We start from the raw sequence: 18,132 nt of genomic DNA on the forward strand, positions 1-18,132 counted from the left end.
CCCCCCCCCCCCCCCCCCCCCCCCCCCCCCCCCCCCCCCCCCCCCCCCCCCCCCCCCCCCCCCCCCCCCCCCCCCCCCCCCCCCCCCCCCCCCCCCCCCCCCCCCCCCCCCCCCCCCCCCCCCACCGCCCGTATGCCCGAGAAACGAGGACCACCGCACGTGGGCACCAACAACAAGAAGAACACCATCGCCGCCGCCAAGAACAAAGCCAAGGCAGATCGCAAGAGCACCAAGGAGGACGCCAAGCAAACCCAGGGGGCCCTGGCCGACCGGGAGGTGCGCCTGCACACGCCCAAGAACGACAATGGCAGGGCCGAATGAGCCCGGACGAAGGCTCCCGGCCGGAAGCAAGGGGCCCTCTGGGACTGCCGTACGTTCCGCCGGGCCGCCGTTTGCGAGGCGCGGCGAAGGAAGCCTTCGCCCAGGCAGCGGCTGCCGCCTACATCGGCAAAAAGGCCAGCATCCGCGCCATCGCTGCCGAATCCGGCCGCTCGTTCAACGCCGTCCACCGCGCCCTGTCCCAGCAGAACATCGCCCTCCGCCCACGCGGTGGCGCGCACCGCTCCTCCCAGAAGAAAGGAATTATCACCCCATGAAGCGCCCCCTTACGGTGCTGTGCTGGAACTTCGAGAAGAACGGCGGCGGCGACCGGGCCAAGCGGCTGACGGGCCACGAACTGCTGGCCTCCCTGGACCCGCACCTGGTGCTGCGCCAGGAGATGCCCGGCGCCGACGCCAGAGGCAACGAGACCCTGTACGAGGTGGAGGACGTGCTGCGCCTGCGCGGCTGGCTCGGCCCGCGCTCGTGCACCGCCGTCTTCGCCGACCCCGCCGTCCTCCAGCCACTGCGCGAATGGCCCGACACCGGCCCCATGTGGGTCCTGCCGCCCACCGCCCTCACCTTCCGGTACCTGCCCGCCGGATGCGAGGCACTGCCGTTCAACGCCCTCTCCTACCACCTCAACTACGCCTCCCCGACGCTCCGCACCATCGAGGCCGAGTGGCTCACCACCTGGGCCGACAAATGGTGGCCCCTGCCCGACGGCCGCACCGTTCAGCTGCCCGCCCTCGCCGGAGGCGACAACAACAGCTACCCGGCATCACGCCTCGAAGACGACCTCGAACTGCCCGTCCTCAAGGAGATCCAGGACAAGCCGCACCGCGCCCACCGCTCGTACGTGGCGCAGTACGGCGCCCGGCTCATGCACACCCGCCCCGACGAAGCCCTGCGCACCGCCGGCCTGGAAGACGTCGCCCGCCACTGGACCACCGCCCGCGACGGCAGCCCCCGGGCCCTGGCCCGCACCTCCGACGGCAGCGCCACTCACGGCCCGGACGCCCGCATCGACCGGATCTACGCCTCCGAAACCCTGCTGCCCGCAGTCCGCGGCGTCGACGTCATCGAGGTCCCCCGCAACCTGTCGGACCACCACATCGTCCGCCTCACCCTGGACCCCGACACCCTCGCGGACATCCTCAACGACCAAGCCCGCATGGCGATACCCCTCACCACCCAGGACACAAGGGCAGCCTGACCGGCGCCTTGCCCCCTGCGTCGCCGCGCGGGTGCCCCGGCGGCGGCCACAGTTCAGCCTGATCCGGGCGCGACACCCGCGAGTTCCCGATCATGGCGGCCTCCGCGCCGAGTTGCTCCGCCCGGCTCGATTCTTGGGCCACCCCCGGGCACGAGACGCCGCCCGCCCCACCACCCACCGGGGCGATCTTTCGCTGCCACCTGCCGCCTGAGAGCAGCCGCTCGGCGCCCCGGCGGCACCACCCCGGAGCATCGAGCGGCACCCACCTCGGCCGGTGCGGGGAGAAACGTATCCCCGCACCGGCCCCGCCCTCGCCCGTACCTGTGTGACCTTCCCGACCACGTCTTCCTGGAGACCCCGTGCACATCACCGCCGTACGCCAGACCCCGCACTGGCCTCTCCCCGTCGGCTCCGGCACACCCGTGGCCGCGCGCGTCCTCACGGCCGCCGACCGCCGCGTGGCGGGCTGACATGGAGGCACCGCAAGACGGCCAGGCCCCCACCAGAGCAGAAATCGCCGCGCAACTGCGGCACGACATCAAGAACGGCACGTACCCCGCAGGCACACGGCTTCCCACCGTCCGCGCCCTGACCTGCACGTTCCATGCCAGTCAGCTCGCCTGCCGCCACGCCCTGCGCGCCCTCGCCGACGAAGGACTCGTGTTCGTCCGCACCGGCAAAGGCACCGTCGTCCGGGACCCCGACGAAGCCCCCCGGCCCGTCGATATCGCGCCGGGCCAGCGGGAGTTCATCGTCCACGAGCTCCGCCGGGCCATCACGGACGGCACCTACCCGCCGGGCTCCGTCATCCCCTCCGCGAAGCAGCTGGCCGGCCAGTACGGCGTATCCGACGCCACCGCCCGCACCGCGCAACGCTGTCTGCGCGAAGACGGCCTGGTCGAAGGCGGCAGAGGCCAGCGTGTCCGCGTGCGTTCCCCCGAGGACGCGGCCCGAGCGGCCACCGACGTCACCTGGGCCCCGCCCGATGCGCAGCGCCTGGCCGCCCAGGTCCGCCAGGCCGTCGAGGACGGCACCTACCGGCCGGGCACCCTGCTCCTCTCCCAAACGAGGCTCGCCCGCACCTACGGCGTGCCCCTGCACACAGCGCGCATCGCGCACCGCCTGCTGGTGCAGCTCAAAGTCGTCGATCCTCCGGCGCTGGAGGGCTCGCGCATCCGCGCGCCATGACCGCCGCCGCTCCTGTTCCCCGTCGGTGGCCGTGCGCCGCTATCGGTAGCGGCGGGCGGGCACCAGCCACGCCGTCGCCAGCACCTCCGTGCCGTCGTCCTCATCCGCGGGGTCGTCCGGGGCGGGCATGCGGCGCATCGCGTCGATCTGCCGCTCGATGCCGCGCAGGTTCTCCTGCAAGTCCATGGTCACCACGCCGTCGACGGTGACCTTCAGCGGATCGCCCAGCAGTTTCGCGCGCCGCTCCCCCAGTACCTCCAGGGCGACCGCCCGTACGGACCGCAGCCGCAGGAAGCGGGCCTCCACATCGGCCGCTTCGGTGTCCGGGCCGAGCTGCGCCAGCAGCCACGACCGCTGGAACTCGTCCACCAGCCCTCCTCACGAACGGGCGCGACCCGCCACCGTCTTCCGGTGCCGGGCCGCGCGAGCGGTCACGGCGCGGACGAGCGGGCCCGCCGCGGCGCCGGCTTCTTCCCCTGATCCGGCTCCAGCTCGGCCGGTTCCGGCTCGCCGCCAACCGCCCTTTCCTGCGTCCCTGCCGTGGGCGGGCTCTCCCACGCCTGCGGGTTCGTCACCAGCGCGGCGAGCTCCGGCCCGGGCTCCTCCCCCGGCAGCAGGATCACCACCTCCCGCGTCTCGGGATGCTGGACATACACGGCGGCGACCAGGCGCGGCATCACAGCACCTTCGCCACGATGTGCGCGTCCGGCGTGTGCATCACCGGCATCCCCACAGCAGCGCCCTTGGTCCAGATCTGGACCGGATCGTCCTGGACGCCGCGGGTGATGACGATGCCCGGCGCGTCCTCACGGACGATCTCCGGATTGCTGCCGCGGGAGAGGACCAGTGCCTCCGCCGTCACCCCGAACATGGTCTGCGCCCACTTCGTCCGATCCGGCGGCACCAGAATCCACCGGTCCTCCGGCAGCACCTTGCGCGGCGCCCCGTCCACCCGCACCTGCGCCTTGTAGAACGTCACCGGCGGCAGCCCGTAGTTGCCGCGCACCACATTGATCTGCTGCGGAGTGAGCGTCGCGGTCGGCGTCGAGGAGGGGTTGACGCTGCCGTAGTACGCCGCCCGGTAGGCGTTGTTCGCCGCCAGGAAGGAGAACGCCTTCCTGGAGGAGAGCACCAGCTCCGGGGCCGGAGCGCCGATGTCGTCCAGGTGCTCGATCCACCGCAGTTCATCCGCGATCGGATCGCTGGCCGGGTCCGACCACGGCCGCGCGGCGACCGGCATGTTCGCCGCCGGCACGTTCCAGTCGACCTCCAGCGTCAGACCGTTCTCCTGCAACAGCGAGAACCGCCCGTCGGTGAGCACGTCACCCGCCGCCAGCTCCAGCCGCGAGCGGATCGCCTCAGTGTGCCGCTCCACATCGTCATACAGCAGCTCGATCAGCCGGTCCTGGTCCGCTCCGTGGGATGCCTCCAGCAGGATCTGTTCCTGCTCGCCCACCACGAGCTTCTGCCCCAGCGGCGGCAGCGCCCCCTCGCGGGAGGTCTGCCACGCCTCACGCGTCGCGAACGGCACGCTCGCGTCGAACGCCCGGTACTTCGCGACGTTCACATACCGGCCCGAGTCCTTGACCCGCCACTTGACCTCCGGCAGCTCCACCATCGGGAAGATCGTCTGAGTCAGCAGGAAATCCGCCGGGGTCGGCACCGCGCGGGCGAACGCCGTCAGGTCCGCGACCGCGACATCCTTCAACAGGTCCTGAATCGTCACAGATCACACCGCCGTTCACACGAAGCGGATCTGCGCCGCGCGCGGGTGCCAAGCCAGCTCCGCGAGGTCGATGCCGCCCGGGACCTTCGACGCCTTCACCGCGCCGTGCCACAGCAGCGCGGCCGGCACCCGGCTCTGGCCCGGCGCGAACGGCGCCTCGGAGATCACGAAGCCGCGCAGGACCTGGCGGCCGCAGTGCGCCTGCGGGTCGTAGGGCCCGTACAGACCGGACTCCGCGACCCGGCCGATCGGCACCCCTGAGAGCACCCGCCCGTACGGCTCACAGCCGTCGCCGCACACGTAGTGCGTGCCCTCGCAGAACAGGTTGAGGTCGAGGGTGACCGTGTCGAGGGAATCCGTGCCGTGCAGGGACGCCAGCCACTCGCGGTTGGCGGTCGTGTACTCGGACTTCGAAACGGGCTGAATGGTCATGCTTGTCTCCTTGGACGATGCGGTTGCTGTCCGCACACCGCTCCTGGGGCGGTGCCGTCCACGAAGTCGAAAGGGGCGTGGTCCCCAAGATCTGTGCCCGGCTACCGGGCGGTGGAGTCGCCCGGCTCCCCGATCAGGCCCCGGCGCCTGGCCATCTCCAGCCCCGCCGCACCCGCCTTCACCACCGGGGCCGTACGCGTCGGCCCGCGCCCGGCCGGAGCACCCGCCGGGGCCGCCGGCACCGGCGTGCGCACCTGGCCGAACAGCTCCGGGCGGCGCGCCCGCAAGGCTTCGGCCGCCGACTGGAACTGCGCCTCGCCCGCGTCCTCGTCATCGACCGCCAGCAGCCGTTCCGCGTCCACCAGGTCCTCCCCGTGCGCGCCGAGCGCCACCAGCGCGGCCCGCCGCAGCGCCGCCCGCTCCCGCTCGCCCGCCAGCTCCTCCCGGCGAGCGGCCTGCAACTCGCGCTCCTGTGCGGCCTGCTCGCGGCGCTCCACCTCCGACAGCGCGGCCTGCTCGGCCTCCCGCTGCACGGAGACGAACTCGGACAGCGCCTTCGGGCTCTCGAACCCGAGCGTGGCCAACAGCCGCTTGATCGCGGCCCGTTCGCCCTGGGCTTTCTCTCGGGTGAGCATCTTCCCCAGCCGGTCCTGCGTCACGGTGACCGCCTGATCCTGCCCGCCGCTCTCAGGAGCCTCATCAAGCTGTTCGTTGGTCTCGTCCTCTGCGGAGGCTCCGAGAATCGGGAAGATCGGCCGCCCATCACGGCGGTAGCCGACGGGACTGCCAGAGGGCAGGGGCCGGACCATACAACTCCTCCAGGTGCGCGCCCCCGCGCTGCCGATCAGTGTAGCCACCCGCGTCGGCACAGCCCTCACTGCGCGAACCCGAAACGCACCGTCGCCTCCTCGGTCCGCCCATCGTCGGTTCCGACCCCTCCGTCGCGCTCCCGGTCCGGCTCCGCCCCGCCCTCCCTCTCATCGTCCGCATCGTCATCGCCTTGCGCATGGCCGCTCCGCGCTGCCGCAGCCTCCTCGGCGCTCGCCCGGATACGCGCCACCTCCTGCGCAGCGTCCTTGATCGGGTAACCCGCCTCGACCAGCATCGCCACCGCCGTCTCCAGCGACAGCACCCCCGCCCCGAAGGCGGTGACGACTTCCTCCAGCACCGCGGCCCGGTCGGTCGGCGTGTGCGGCGCCCACGACAACCGCGCCGCAAACGTCTCCCCGGCCATCCACCCCTCCGCTCGGCCCGCTTGGTACAGGCGCTGCACCATCTTGAACAGCAGCCGGTACTTGTGCGCCCGCGCCAGCCGCATCATCGCCACCAGCGCGTCCAACGGGCCCAGCGCCAGCTTCAGCGCGTACCCGGACGGCACCTCGGAGGCGTCCAGCGTCCCCAGGCCGGCGGCGGTGATGCCGGAGTTCGCGGCGATCCGGTCCAGCAGGTGATCCACCCGCGCCCGCAACTCCGCCAGCTGCGGGGACGTATCGAGGGCGTCCATCCGGCCGCTCTCGCCGAGCTGCCACACCGCACCGGCCTCCACCCTCAGCCGCTCCGGCCTCCCGGTCGCCCGGTCCACCGGAAGCCGCGCTCCAGCCAGCCCGATGATCGGCGTCCCCGTCGTCGCCGACGCCGCCGACCCGTCCGAATCCGTGGCCGCCAGCTCGTCCAGCCCCTGAAGGACACGGGCCAGCGCCGAGCGGCCCCAGTGCTCCCCGGCCGCCGGGATCGTGTTCGCCAGGTGCACCACCGGCACAAAGTCGATCATCAAGTCGAGCCGGTTCAATTCCGTGCCGTCCGGACGCAGACGAAAGGACGCCTTGTCCATGGGCAACACATCCAGGGTCTGTCCGCGCTTGATGTCCTCCAGCAGCCATTCCGCGTCCGTCAGATAGCACGTCACGTTCGAGGACCGGCCCGGGTCCCACGGATAGCCCCGCGCTACGACCGCGGCACCCCCCTCCCCGACGGCGCCGGTCCCTTCGGTGATCGGGCCCAGCTCGTACGTCACCCGCCGCACCCGCGCTTTGAGCCCCGCCGCCTCGTCCTCCGGCAGCTCCCACGCCAGATGCACCCGCGACGGGAAGTCCTCGTCCTCGTCCGCCCATTGCGGGAAGAAGAACCCCGGATCGTGCACCCGCAACGTCGGCCGCTGCCGCACCGGGTCCCAGGCCAGCACCATCACGCCGTCGCCCAGCAGCACCGCCGCCCGCTCCGCCTGCTGCATCCGGAACGACAGCAGCTCCTTCTCCGCCCACGTCCGCAACCGGTCCTGCACCGCGGCCGCCTCCACCGCCCCCGCGGCGGACGTGTCTTCGTCGGCGTGCTCCGCGCCCTCGACAGCGATCTTCTGCTCCGAACCCAGCAGATACGCGAGCGCAGTGTCCACCAGGTTCGCGGCATCACCCAACTCCCGCCGCTCCAGCGCCGCATCGTCCCCTGCGACGGCGGCAAGCTGACCGGCCTGGTTGTTGTCGTACGACGCCAGCACCTTGTACGCGGCCAACCGCCGCAACTCATCGGGCGGCATCCACGTAGCCGCCAGCTCAGGAAACGCCCGGTCACCGGGGCGGCCGACAACGGCCATGACCGGCTTGTAGTTCAGCCACGACCAGGCATCGATCACAAGTTGGCGCAGGCCCACGTCCACTCCCGGAAGCTCGGCCCCACGCCGCCGTCACCTTACCGAGCGCCGCCACGCCTCAACACAGACAAGGCCGGCCGCGGCCGACAAGGAGTCGACTGGGGCCAGCCTTCCGGTCTACCTGCCCGAGAAATTGGGCCGAGGCGCCTAATGCTCCTTCATCGATCGCGAGGAGCGATCGTGTCGGCCACTGCAACGGCGGACAGCCGGGCGAGGTTATCCACGCTGTTGATGACCCCGTCGTTCACGTTGCGCAGAGAAAACGCCGGGTCCCCCGTGGGACTAGTGCGGGCCCAGGCATCCACGACGGCACGGACAAAGTCGGCACGCACCCCAATACCGTCTGCGCCGTACAGGTAGCCGTCACGCCGACAGGATTCCTTTCCCTCGCTGCAGTGGAGTAGCGCGTTGCCTTCGCGGTCGGTTTGCTCGTTCTTGTTCACGTGATCCCTAGTCCGTTCACACTAAGCACGATATGACACCTGTAGCCACAGGAGGCGGCAAGCTGAGTGGCCCCTGCCGGGCCACTGTCAAGGAAAGAAGACCGGGCTGCGCAGGTTTCCCACCTGCGCAGCCCGGCCCTCGTTCACCTCCTGCGGCGCTCCATCTCCGCAGCCTCAGCCAGATCGACCATTTCACCGCCCGACACTCCCAAGTCGGTCACGACTTCGGCAGGAAGATCACCATCCGCGTTGTACGCAGCGATCCAGAGGACGCCGTCCGCCCCCTTCAAACCCACCGGAATGGATTCCTGGGTGAAGCCCTCCGGGTGGCCGGTTACGCGAACGTCGTAGTCCACAAGCCGACTGCCACGCCCTTCGCGCTCGCACTCTTGCCGCCCGCCTTCGAGCAGAACCCGAAGCACGTCAACGAGCTGCATGACCGAAAAGAGTTCCACGAGACCCCCACTATTCGGTAATCTCAAAACGGAAACCCTTGACTTTTCCGCTTTGCTCACTTTAATCCCATGGAACGAGGGGTCAGAATTCCAGAGGTACCAGAAAGGAATTCGAATTAATTACCCGCTTTGAATTCCCCAGAGAAACCCGTCAAAGACCCCAGGGGTCTTGCTTTGCCGCCCGCCGCACCGACTCCTGCCAATCCCCTGGCCCGGCCACAGGGTGGCCCCGTCCCCCGAGCATCTGGGCGGTGTGGCGGAGGAACGCCCGGAACTCCTGGCACCCTTCGTCCAAAGCCCGCCGCCCCTGAAGCATCTGATTCTCTTCCCGGAGACACGGCATCACGGCCTCTTCCTCGCCCTCGAAGAGCGACAGGTAGCTGATGGGTTCCAGCGACAACAATGCGCGCTCGGCAGAGGCGACGACCCGGGCCGCCGGCGTCTCGTCTCCGTCCACGAGCGCAATGCACGCCTCGACTTCACGCAGATCGCACCAAGCCCCGTGCGTCAGTTCCCACAGCTGCGCAAACTCGTACGGATCATCCATGACCCATATAGCCAGGGCGCACTTCCTCGCCCTCTGCTCAAATACAGCCCACCCAGCCGTAAACGTCTCGTACGCGTCATAACGTTTCGCGCTCAAGGTGTCAGGCACGGCGACGTTCAGGTTCCCGATGTGCCCCGCCTGAATCACGAAACCGTGAACCGTGCACCCCTCCATCACATTGTGTGTCACCGACGCACCCTCGGCCCCCCAGCCGCCTGCCCCTTTTCTCCATTTTCCCCAAGCGTCGTCCATGCTGCACACGATAGGGCGCTCGGAGGCCGCAAGAGACGCCTATTCACATACAGAGGCCCCCAAGCTTCAGCACGCAATACGGGATGCACAGGAGCACCAGCTGTCCCCAAGCCGACGGTCGATCGCCCCCTGCTCACCGCCGACCACTGAGCCTCGCGTCATCCGCCGGGCGCGGCGGCGGCATCGCCGGATCAAGGAACAGGTCCCACAGCCCCCACACCGCCGAATCCAGCAAATCCGGTGAGTCCTCCGTCTCCCCCTGCCCGACGAACGTCGTCATCTGCTCCTCCAGATCCGCGAACACCCGCGCCGGGCCCACGTGGCTGACCCGCGCCTGCTCGTACAACTGAGCTACCGGAGCCGCCCGCGCCCGCTTCCCGCGCGTCGCATGAACGATGCGCCAGTTCACCGTCGGGTCCACCTGCTCCAGCAACGCGGGCAGGTAGTCACCGCCGTTGTTCGCCTCGATCACCACGCAGTCCGCCCGGTGCTCGTGGTACAACTGCGCCGCCCTCTTCATCGCCTGCGTCGGCGTATACCGATCCTGCTCAGCGTGCAGCAGGTACCCCCGCGGCCGGTCATCCCCGAACAGCGACTCCACCGGATACCCGCGTCCCGCCACGGTGAAGGCCGTCATGTCGGCTTTCTCATGGCTCTTGGTCGCCGGGTCCACGGCCACCACCAGGCGCTGCAAGTCGGGCAAGTGCTCAGCCTTCGGCCGGAAGCCCTCGACCTCCAGCATCCAGCCCTTCCACAGCGCACCCTCCACGTCCTCCAGCAGCTCACCCGACAACTCCTGCCGCCCCAGCCGAGTGCCGGCGTACTCCTCCTCCAGCTCCTCCCGGGCCGCTGCCGACAGGTTCGCGTCGTTCTCCCGCATGTGCCCGCGCGTGAGCACCACCCGGGGCCGCTCCCCACCCTCGGTGAACCTCCGCTCCTGGACCTTGCCGCGCTCAACGAGCCTCTTCACGTGCGGCAACGGCTTCGGCGTCGTAGAAACCACCACCTGCGGCTCCTCGGCCTCACGCAGGCAGAACCACAACATGTCGTACGTCTCCTGGGCGGTGTGCCTCGACCACGCCGCATACTCGTCGCACCACGCCTTGTCGAACGCCCACCCACGCAAGTTGTCCGGCGTCTCCGCCCCGAACCCGCGAAACAGCGTGCCGTTCTTCAGCTTGAGCGTCGTCTCCCCCAGCGAGGAGTTGTACTTCGCCACCTCCTCCGGCGGAATCACCGCCAGCAGACCGGACTTGGGCGACTCGAAGCAGATATCCCGCACCAACGTGGCGTTCTTCGCCACCACCGCGATCTGCCGCCGCGGCGTCCGCGCCCACTCCCGCGCCTCCTCGGCCGCAGTCCGCGACTTGCCCCACCCACGGCCGGTGAGCAGCAACCACACCGTCCACACCCACGACGGCGCCCGCTGCGACGCCCGCGCATGATGATGCAGCCACCCCGCATGAGGCAGCCCGTCACAGTCCGGCACCGAACACGCCCACCGCCGCGCCGACAACCGATCAGCCCGCACCAGCGCAAGGACCTCGGCCTTCAGCTGCTCCTCGCTCATCGCCGACGGGTCCGCGAACTCCTCGATCTCCCGCCGCTTCGCCCGGCCCCGGCTCACTGCCCATCCTCCGACAGCCGCCGCTCCAGCTCCCGGCGGAGCTGCTCCATCCGCGCCCGCCGCTCCTCGTCCGACAGCGACGCCACATCCGCCCCCTGCTCCCGGTCCTCAACCACCCCGGACGCCGGTGCCTCGCCCACGGCCCGCCGTTCGATCTCCGCCGCCACCTGGATGTACCGCAGCAGCTCTGACGGCGACAGCTCCCTCGGGTCGAGCACCTGGAGCCTCGACACCGCCTTGCTCTGCACAGCCTGCGCCAACTTCGCATGCCGACGGGCTATCTCCCGCCGCGCCTGCGCCTGCTCCACGAGGAACAACCGGTCCAGCTCACGGTCGTACGCCGTCGCCCGCATCACCCACCCGAACCGCCGCGACCACCGGCCCACCAGCGCACGGGATTTATGCAACTCCTGTGCCACCTTCGTGACACTCCGCGCTGGGCCGAGATCGCGATACACAGCGAACGCCTCGAACGCCTGGACCGACTCCCCACCCTGCCGCTCCCAGGACTCCACGGTGCCCTCGGCCACCGCTCACCTCCTGGCCGACGGCCGACTAGTCGCTCTGTGCGGCCAGGACTTCCAAGGCCCGCCACGGCTCATCCGCCGGCACCGTGCCGTCCCGCACCATGCGGTCGATGACGCTGCGCACGGCGGCCGCCGTCTCCACCGGCACCTCCCGCACGCCGAACACCGTCTCCAACGGCGCCGTACCCGCACGGATCGCATCCCCTGAGGACGTGTCGAACCAACCCTCGGCCAGCTCACCCAGGTGCCGCTCGAACACCGCGAGGATCACACCGAGCGCCGTCGCCGAGTTGCCGATCTTGTACGCAGCCCGCGATGTCTCCAGGGCATCGAGCACCGGCTCGTACTGCTCCAACCCGGCCACCCACCGCTGGTCAGCCGCGCCCGTGGCCCGTGCAGCATCGAAGGCGGCCTCGGCAAGCTCCAACTCGTCTGGCAGGAACATCAGCTGCACGCTGGCGAAGTCGAGATTGGCCTCCCCCAGGGAAGCCACGTCCACCTGCTCCAACAGATCCAGGGTCCTATCGTCCAGACCCGTGTACTGCCGCCACTCCACCGACTCCAGTTCGTCGTACAACTCCCTGAGGATCGCCGGATCGTCCTGGCCCGCGATCGCGTTGTGCGACAGCTGCAGCGCGATCTGCCGCTGCCGCGGCAGCGGCTCCGTGATCTCCAGCCACCCGATGCACTCCAGGCCCGCCTCGATCGCAGCCATGGTCCGGTGGTTGCCGGACAGCACAATGCGCCGACCGCCCTCAACGTCGTTCCACACCAAGGGAGTAGAGGTCAGACACCCGTCCCGGCGAATATTGGCCACAAGCTGGCGGAACTGTTCATGGGGGAGGTAGCGGGCGTTGATGTCCAGCAAGGTCAGGTCCCGGGGGTTCCCCTCGATATAGCTCGGCGGTGCGAGCCGAGCTCTCCCAGTAGTCGGGGGCAGGCCGTCATGCCCGTTCTGCGTCGCTGGCATAGTTCTCTGTCCACTTCCAGGACGGCAGCCAACCCCACCAGCACGCATGGCGTGACCCCGCCCCTCGACGTCACGCCAAGGAACCGGCCAGCCCAAAGCAGGCCGGCGTCCGCGCAGCGCCTCCGCGGTAAGGACACAGGCCAACGCCTCGCCCCGGAACGGCGAGGCGCCAACTCAGCACGTGGATCACGATACTGTCCCCCACCGACACCGATCGGTTACAAAGCTCACAGGCCGACGAGCGGCAGCAGCGCACCTTGCGAGGACACGTCTCACATGGGCCCACCATGTAGCCGAGACACACTGCCAGCGGCAATGCTGCCGTGAGCCCAATCCAGCCCGCTCCCGCGCAATACACTCCTCGTCGGAGGGGACAACCGGCCAGTCACGGCCCTGTGCTCCACACGCCACGGCACGCCCCCGCGTCGGCGGGGAGGACGGGGGCCCCATGACTCCTCTACGACTCGTCAGCGGAACACCCCCGCGTCGGCGGGGAGGGCGTCGGCCGGCAACCCCGCCTCGTCCACCGCGGCGGAACACCCCCGCGTCGGCGGGGAGGACGCTCCTGACAGGGCGCAGACCCGGTTCATCGCCGGAACACCTCCGCGTCGGCGGGGAGGACCATGGACGGGTAGTAATTCGCAACTCCATAGACGGAACACCCCCGCGTCGGCGGGGAGGACCCCTCCCACGTACCGGTCCAGTTCTCGGCGGCCGGAACACCCCCGCGTCGGCGGGGAGGACTCGCCCCCGCCGCCCCACTGCCCAGCACAACCAGGAACACCCCCGCGTCGGCGGGGAGGACCCCTCCTCCTGGCCTGGTGGTCCGTCACCGGCCGGAACACCCCCGCGTCGGCGGGGAGGACGAGCGATAGCCACAGCCGGGCTGATCGAATATCGGAACACCCCCGCGTCGGCGGGGAGGACGCGGTACGAGGGCGTAGACGCGCGGGGGGGGTTGAGGAACACCCCCGCGTCGGCGGGGAGGACGCGGTACGAGGGCGTAGACGCGCGGGGGGGTTGAGGAACACCCCCGCGTCGGCGGGGAGGACCTCTCCCAGTCGCCGCCCGTCGCGTGGTCGACCGGAACACCCCCGCGTCGGCGGGGAGGACGCCAGCCGCTTGCAGGAGTTCCAGGCGCCGTTCGGAACACCCCCGCGTCGGCGGGGAGGACCACCACCACGACCTGTTGGGGATTCCCGACGCCGGAACACCCCCGCGTCGGCGGGGAGGACCGGAGAACCTGTCGCGGCTCAAGGAACTGCACCGGAACACCCCCGCGTCGGCGGGGAGGACTCTTTCTGGCCTGCGGCTTAGCGGGGCCTTTGCAGGTTCTTTGCGTTTGGGGTTGGTGGTGGTGCCGCTGTCATGCGCATGAGGGTGAGGCCGTCGAAGTCGGTGGGGATGCGGCGTCGGGTGCCTGCGGTGTGGATGGTGAAGCCTTGTTCGGTGGGGGCGGGGTGGATGAGGAGGGCGGCGCCGTCGCCTACGACGGCTGCGGTGGCCTTCCAGAGTTCGTCGCGTACGCGGGCGGAGACGGTGCCGACGAAGATGCCGGGGACGACTTCGATGGTCCAGCGGCTGAGGGCGCCGCGCAGGTGGTCGGGGACGGCGGTGGTGGCCAGGACGATCATGGAGGGCATGTCAGTCGGTCTCGTGCGCGTAGTTGACCCCGGCCGGCAGGACTCCGGCCTTGGGGTCCCAGAGGTGGACCATCTCGACGTCCGTGCGCTCGGAGTGCTCCCCGTCACCATCAGTACTGCCGGGGCCCAGGAGTGTTTGGACGTCTTTGACGATGCGGGGCAGCAGGCGCAGGAGCCGGAGGTTTTCGCGGAGTTTGCGGCGGGCGTCCGGTTCCGGGCTGGCGGAGTCGTTGAGGGAGAAGGCGAGGGGGAGGGTGGTCTCGGCTTTGTAGAGGTCGGCGATGTCGTAGACGAAGGCGTGCTGGGTTCCGGTGTGGACGAAGCCGAGGGCGGGGGTGCAGCCGAGGGCGAGGAGGGCGGCGTGGACGATGCCGTAGAGGCAGGTGTTGGCGGCGGACAGGGCGAGGTTGACGGGGTCCTGTGCGTCCCACTGGTCGGGGTGGTAGTTGCGGCGGAAGCGGCCGATGCCGTGCTGTTGGGCGAGGTGGCGGTAGAGGGATTTCATGCGCTGGCCTTCCATGCCACGCAGTTGGTCGAGGGTAGTGCTGTCTGGGACGTCGTCGCCGAAGCGCAGTTCGTACATGCGGATGGCGGTGGTGAGGCGGCGCTGGGGGTCGGACCAGGCGCCTACTTGTTGTTCGAGCCAGTGGGTGGTCAGGGAGTCGGGGAGGATGCCGGCGTAGGCGCGGACGCCGCCGGCGCCGGTGCAGATGACGCTGGTGCCGTGGCGGGCGAGCGTGGCCAGGGCGCGGGTGGTGATGGAGACGCCGGGGCCCAGGAGCAGGCAGGACAGGGCGGCGGTGGGGACGTAGACGGTGTCAGTGCGGTCGTCGGTGACCTGGATCTGGGCGCAGACCCCGGTGTCGTCCTGGACGACGCGGACCATGTCGAGGTAGAGGAAGGACAGGGAGTCGGCGACGCGGGGGAGCATGGCGAGGGTGGGGGCGGCGAGGCGGGTGCGGGCGTCGTTGCTGTTGCGGGGTGCGCTCATGCGGTGCTTGCGGGGGCGAGGCTGAGGAGTCCGGCTCCATAGGGTTTGGCGCGGCCGATGCCTTCCAGGAGTGCGGTGGTCAGGGCGGTGGGGTCGGTGACGGTGGCGGTGCCGTCGTAGCGCATGAGGCTGTGCCGCATGGGTGTGGAGTTGTTGCGTGGTCGCACGGGGCGTATGGGGGTGGGCAGGAGGCTGTGGAGGTGGAGTCCGGCGTCGGCGGCGCGGCGGGTCCACCAGGCGTCGGCGTCGGGGCCGGTGAGGGGGATGATTTTGCCGCGCTGGTTCTTGAGGTCCAGGGGGAGGCGTCCGCGTTTGACGGGGTTGAGCGTGATCCGGTAGCGGACGGGCAGGCCGGTGCGCAGGGCGGTGAACATCGGTGTGAGGTCTTTGAGTTGGACGTTTCCGTAGTCGTCGGGCAGGCGTGCGGGGTCGAGGGGGGTGGTGGCCTGGACGAGGGCGGTGCTGGTGTGGTCGGTCTCGTCGAGACGGAAGAGCAGTCCGGTGGTTTTGCGGGGGGTGTTGCCGAGGGCGTCGGGCATGAGGCGCATGAGGGTGCGGTGCATGCCGGTGGCGTCGCGCAGGTCGCGCTGGACGGCGCGGCTGAGCGGGTTGAGGCGGATGCGGGCCAGGGTGGCGGTGGGGCTCATGCCGCGTTCTCCAGGGCGTAGTCGATCAGCCGTTGGTGCAGTGTGCCGGGGGACGCGGCCAGGGCGGCCGGGAGGTGTTCGACGGTCCGGTACAGGGTGCGTTTGCTGAAGCGGCGGTGGTGGGCGGTGCCGTCGTGGGGGACGTCGGTGACGGTGATGGTCTCGGTGCCTTCGGGGACGGTCTGGGGTCGGTGTTCCCAGAGGAATTCCACGGCCACGGTGGCAGGCGCGGTCGCGGTGGTGGTGCGGCTGGTGGTGCTGAGGGGGATGCGGGTGCGCAGTTCGGCTACGGGGTCGCTGACGCGGGTGCGCAGCAGGAGGGGTTCGTCGGGGACGCAGGCCCGGCGGCCGAGGTAGGGGGCCCAGTGGGGTTGTTGGAGCATGCGGGCGATGTGGTCGAGGTCGTCGTCGGGGCCGGTGACCGCGACGGTGAAGACTGCGTCGGAGAGGTACTGGCGGCGGGTGATGACGGCGGCGTCTTTGTGGGAGCCGCCGGCGGTGGCCACGCTCTGTTCCTTGGGGACGCCGCCGCCGAGGGTGTGGTAGTCGGTCAGCGGCAGGCCGGGCCGGTCGATGCGTACGGTGAATGCCAGGCCGTTGTAGCGGTCGAGGTGCTGGCCGCGGCTGTGGCCTGCGGCGGCGGCGAACATGCCGATGAGGCCGGAGCGGGTGGGGAAGGGGGCGCTGTCGCGCTGGGGGCTGAAGGCGGCGCGTTCGCCCCAGGACTGCAACGGGCCGGCCAGGCGCAGCAGCAGGGAGGTCACCGTGCTTCCTCGCCTTCGGGCAGGGCCGTCTCGACGGCGGCGTCGATGAGGTCGGGGAAGGAGGTGAAGCGGGTGCCGAGGCCGTCGTGGTCCGTGTCGTCGATGCCCGCGTGGCCGTGGAAGCGGCGGTGGCGGTCGCCGGTGAGGCGGTTGAGGTTCTTGGCGTAGGCGGCCAGGGCGCGGCGGGAGGGGCCGGAGTGCCCGCCGCCTTGGTCGGGGGAGACAGGGGTTTCGAAGGCGGCGGCCAGGGAGAGGGGGCGGCCGGTGCGTACGGCGGCGTGGGCGAGGTCGGGGACGGTGTGAGGGGCGGTGCTGTTCTTCTTGGCCTGGGGCAGGGACATCAGGAACTGGTCGGCGAATGCGCCGAGCAGGGCACGGGTCGTCTTGGGGTCGCCGTCCATGTTGGTGAGGAGGTCGGTGATGTTGACGGAGGCGAAGCGGTAGAAGACGCCCGCGCTGAATTCGGCGGTGTCCAGGTGGCCGCTGCCGGTCTCGGCTTCCCCGAGCCAGTCGTCGACGGCGGTGAAGTAGTCGCGCTGTGGCTCGCTTGCGTGGGTGGTGAAGGCGTGGGCGACCTGGGCCGCGCCGTCGACGTTGGCTCCCGGCAGTTCGGCGAGCATGCGGCCGAAGAGGCTGATGGAGGCCGTGCGGCGGGTGAGGATGTCGGCGACCTGGGCGACGGGCAGCAGCTGGCCCGGGTTCTTCTTGCCAAGCCCTTGCTCCAGGGCGTCACGGTGTTCGGTGCACAGCGCGGCGAGTTCGGCGATGCCCGTCTGCGGGAGGAACAGTAGGACGGAGGTGTGTCCGGCGCTCTCGGTCTTCAGGCCCTTCGCACCGGCGCTGGCGGCCACCTGCGCACCGGCGAACGCAGCGAGGTCGCCCGGCCAGCCCTCCTCTGTCAGCGCCTCCTTGACTTTCGCCGGGACCAGGCGGGAGCGGGCGGCGGGATCGCCGAGTTCCTGCTCGACGCCCTGGCGGATGGCGCGCTTCCAGGACTGGCTGGAGACCCGGATGCGCTGGGCATTGCCGTACCGCACAGTCTTGGGCGACCCGAGATCGTCGCGGTTGAGGTTGGCGGCGGGCACGCTCTGGATGGCGCTCAGGTCCAGGAACAGGGAGGTCATGCGGATTCCTTCGGTGCGGTCTCGGTGCGGTCTTCGGCGAACAGGACGCGGAAGTAGCTCTCCAGCCAGCGCGTGGCGATGCGGTCCTGGTCGTGGTTCCACCAGGAGAGGTCTTCGAGCAGCACGGCCCAGTCGACCGTGACGCCGGAATTGAGCAGGTGGCAGGTCAGGGCGGGCAGCCACGGGTGGATCGCTTCGCTGCTCTGGCGGGTCATCAGGTGCAGGTCGGCTTCGGCCGAGTCGGGCTTGAGGGCGCTGCGTCGGACGGCCTCGGCGAGGCTGGCGCCGAGGTTGGGGCGCTGATGCCACCCGCGGTCCGGGGAAGCCGCCTGCTGGTCGCCGGCGTCATCGTCGGCGTCGCGGGCGGTGCGGGGGCGCGCGGCGATCAGCGCGGCAACGGCGTAGTGGGCGCGCTTCGCGTCCGGATGCATCCCCTCGCGCAAGCGGGGGACCAGGTGGCGGTGCAGGTAGTTGCAGCGTTCGACGGGACGCCCCAGTCCGCTGCGCAGATCGGACCGCTTCTTCTTGTCCGCGCACAGCTTCAGGACGTAGGCGACGAAGGTGTCTGAGTGGCGGTTCTGGGGCGGGGACTTGTCCGGGTCGGTACTGGTCACT

General features: G+C 70.3%; 22 protein-coding genes and 1 CRISPR repeat array. Of the genes, 4 read left to right on the forward strand and 18 right to left on the reverse strand.

Annotated features, from left to right (window positions below; all coding sequences use genetic code 11):
* Positions 1 to 159 precede the first annotated feature (159 nt).
* The 4 genes from AC07AB_RS23675 to AC07AB_RS23690 all read left to right on the forward strand — a co-directional run bounded on the left by AC07AB_RS23675 (position 160) and on the right by AC07AB_RS23690 (position 2,722).
* On the forward strand, positions 160 to 321 hold the full coding sequence (locus tag AC07AB_RS23675) for a hypothetical protein (protein WP_478570074.1): 162 nt from the start codon (positions 160 to 162) through the stop codon (positions 319 to 321).
* Complete coding sequence (locus AC07AB_RS23680) at positions 318 to 596, forward strand: helix-turn-helix domain-containing protein (protein WP_478570076.1); 279 nt, start codon at positions 318 to 320, stop codon at positions 594 to 596. The genes AC07AB_RS23675 and AC07AB_RS23680 overlap by 4 nt, the downstream gene beginning before the upstream one ends.
* Positions 593 to 1,534 (forward strand): endonuclease/exonuclease/phosphatase family protein, encoded by a 942-nt coding sequence (locus AC07AB_RS23685; RefSeq protein ID WP_478570077.1) that lies wholly within the window; start codon positions 593 to 595, stop codon positions 1,532 to 1,534. The genes AC07AB_RS23680 and AC07AB_RS23685 overlap by 4 nt, the downstream gene beginning before the upstream one ends.
* 471 nt (positions 1,535 to 2,005) lie before the next feature.
* Positions 2,006 to 2,722 carry a GntR family transcriptional regulator gene (locus AC07AB_RS23690; protein ID WP_478570079.1) on the forward strand — a complete coding sequence of 239 codons (717 nt, stop codon included), beginning with the start codon at positions 2,006 to 2,008 and terminating at the stop codon, positions 2,720 to 2,722.
* A 39-nt stretch (positions 2,723 to 2,761) separates the two neighbouring features.
* On the opposite strand, the gene AC07AB_RS23695 is transcribed toward AC07AB_RS23690, so the two are convergent.
* The 18 genes from AC07AB_RS23695 to casB form a co-directional block, all read right to left on the reverse strand.
* Positions 2,762 to 3,091 carry a hypothetical protein gene (locus AC07AB_RS23695; protein WP_478570081.1) on the reverse strand — a complete coding sequence of 110 codons (330 nt, stop codon included), beginning with the start codon at positions 3,089 to 3,091 and terminating at the stop codon, positions 2,762 to 2,764.
* 62 nt (positions 3,092 to 3,153) lie between these two features.
* Positions 3,154 to 3,399 carry a hypothetical protein gene (locus AC07AB_RS23700; RefSeq protein ID WP_478570083.1) on the reverse strand — a complete coding sequence of 82 codons (246 nt, stop codon included), beginning with the start codon at positions 3,397 to 3,399 and terminating at the stop codon, positions 3,154 to 3,156.
* On the reverse strand, positions 3,399 to 4,448 hold the full coding sequence (locus AC07AB_RS23705) for a major capsid protein (protein ID WP_478570085.1): 1,050 nt from the start codon (positions 4,446 to 4,448) through the stop codon (positions 3,399 to 3,401). Before AC07AB_RS23705 ends, AC07AB_RS23700 begins: the two co-directional genes overlap by 1 nt.
* 15 nt (positions 4,449 to 4,463) lie before the next feature.
* Positions 4,464 to 4,880: a head decoration protein gene (locus AC07AB_RS23710; RefSeq protein WP_478570087.1), complete on the reverse strand. Its 417-nt coding sequence runs from the start codon at positions 4,878 to 4,880 to the stop codon at positions 4,464 to 4,466.
* Between the two features lie 101 nt (positions 4,881 to 4,981).
* Entirely contained in the window at positions 4,982 to 5,689 is a 708-nt protein-coding gene (locus tag AC07AB_RS23715) for a hypothetical protein (protein ID WP_478570089.1), read from the reverse strand.
* A gap of 65 nt (positions 5,690 to 5,754) precedes the next feature.
* Positions 5,755 to 7,527 carry a hypothetical protein gene (locus tag AC07AB_RS23720; protein WP_478570091.1) on the reverse strand — a complete coding sequence of 591 codons (1,773 nt, stop codon included), beginning with the start codon at positions 7,525 to 7,527 and terminating at the stop codon, positions 5,755 to 5,757.
* A 158-nt stretch (positions 7,528 to 7,685) separates the two neighbouring features.
* Complete coding sequence (locus AC07AB_RS23725) at positions 7,686 to 7,970, reverse strand: hypothetical protein (protein ID WP_478570093.1); 285 nt, start codon at positions 7,968 to 7,970, stop codon at positions 7,686 to 7,688.
* A gap of 143 nt (positions 7,971 to 8,113) precedes the next feature.
* Positions 8,114 to 8,407 carry a hypothetical protein gene (locus tag AC07AB_RS23730; protein WP_478570095.1) on the reverse strand — a complete coding sequence of 98 codons (294 nt, stop codon included), beginning with the start codon at positions 8,405 to 8,407 and terminating at the stop codon, positions 8,114 to 8,116.
* Positions 8,408 to 8,576: 169 nt separating this feature from the next.
* Entirely contained in the window at positions 8,577 to 9,224 is a 648-nt protein-coding gene (locus tag AC07AB_RS23735; RefSeq protein WP_478570097.1) for a hypothetical protein, read from the reverse strand.
* 133 nt (positions 9,225 to 9,357) lie between these two features.
* Positions 9,358 to 10,794 (reverse strand): terminase large subunit domain-containing protein, encoded by a 1,437-nt coding sequence (locus AC07AB_RS23740; RefSeq protein WP_478570099.1) that lies wholly within the window; start codon positions 10,792 to 10,794, stop codon positions 9,358 to 9,360.
* A gap of 53 nt (positions 10,795 to 10,847) precedes the next feature.
* Positions 10,848 to 11,381, reverse strand: a complete 534-nt coding sequence (locus tag AC07AB_RS23745) for a hypothetical protein (protein WP_478570101.1) — start codon at positions 11,379 to 11,381, stop codon at positions 10,848 to 10,850.
* A gap of 25 nt (positions 11,382 to 11,406) precedes the next feature.
* Positions 11,407 to 12,246, reverse strand: coding sequence for a ParB/Srx family N-terminal domain-containing protein (locus tag AC07AB_RS23750; protein ID WP_478570103.1), 840 nt, complete (start codon positions 12,244 to 12,246; stop codon positions 11,407 to 11,409).
* 513 nt (positions 12,247 to 12,759) lie between these two features.
* Positions 12,760 to 13,644: a CRISPR direct-repeat array (repeat unit 28 nt; unit sequence GGAACACCCCCGCGTCGGCGGGGAGGAC).
* A 17-nt stretch (positions 13,645 to 13,661) separates the two neighbouring features.
* Entirely contained in the window at positions 13,662 to 13,991 is a 330-nt protein-coding gene (cas2e, locus tag AC07AB_RS23755) for a type I-E CRISPR-associated endoribonuclease Cas2e (RefSeq protein ID WP_478570105.1), read from the reverse strand.
* 1 nt (position 13,992) lies between these two features.
* Positions 13,993 to 14,922 carry a type I-E CRISPR-associated endonuclease Cas1e gene (gene cas1e / locus AC07AB_RS23760; protein ID WP_478570566.1) on the reverse strand — a complete coding sequence of 310 codons (930 nt, stop codon included), beginning with the start codon at positions 14,920 to 14,922 and terminating at the stop codon, positions 13,993 to 13,995.
* A gap of 56 nt (positions 14,923 to 14,978) precedes the next feature.
* Positions 14,979 to 15,629, reverse strand: a complete 651-nt coding sequence (gene cas6e / locus AC07AB_RS23765; protein ID WP_478570107.1) for a type I-E CRISPR-associated protein Cas6/Cse3/CasE — start codon at positions 15,627 to 15,629, stop codon at positions 14,979 to 14,981.
* Positions 15,626 to 16,393 carry a type I-E CRISPR-associated protein Cas5/CasD gene (gene cas5e / locus AC07AB_RS23770; RefSeq protein ID WP_478570109.1) on the reverse strand — a complete coding sequence of 256 codons (768 nt, stop codon included), beginning with the start codon at positions 16,391 to 16,393 and terminating at the stop codon, positions 15,626 to 15,628. The genes cas6e and cas5e overlap by 4 nt, the downstream gene beginning before the upstream one ends.
* A complete protein-coding gene (gene cas7e, locus AC07AB_RS23775) occupies positions 16,390 to 17,517 on the reverse strand; it encodes a type I-E CRISPR-associated protein Cas7/Cse4/CasC (protein WP_478570111.1) in 1,128 nt (375 codons plus the stop codon). The genes cas5e and cas7e overlap by 4 nt, the downstream gene beginning before the upstream one ends.
* Entirely contained in the window at positions 17,514 to 18,131 is a 618-nt protein-coding gene (casB, locus tag AC07AB_RS23780; RefSeq protein ID WP_478570113.1) for a type I-E CRISPR-associated protein Cse2/CasB, read from the reverse strand. The genes cas7e and casB overlap by 4 nt, the downstream gene beginning before the upstream one ends.
* Between the last annotated feature and the right edge of the window lies 1 nt (position 18,132).

It is taken from the genome of Streptomyces sp. NPDC044033 (assembly GCF_056434425.1).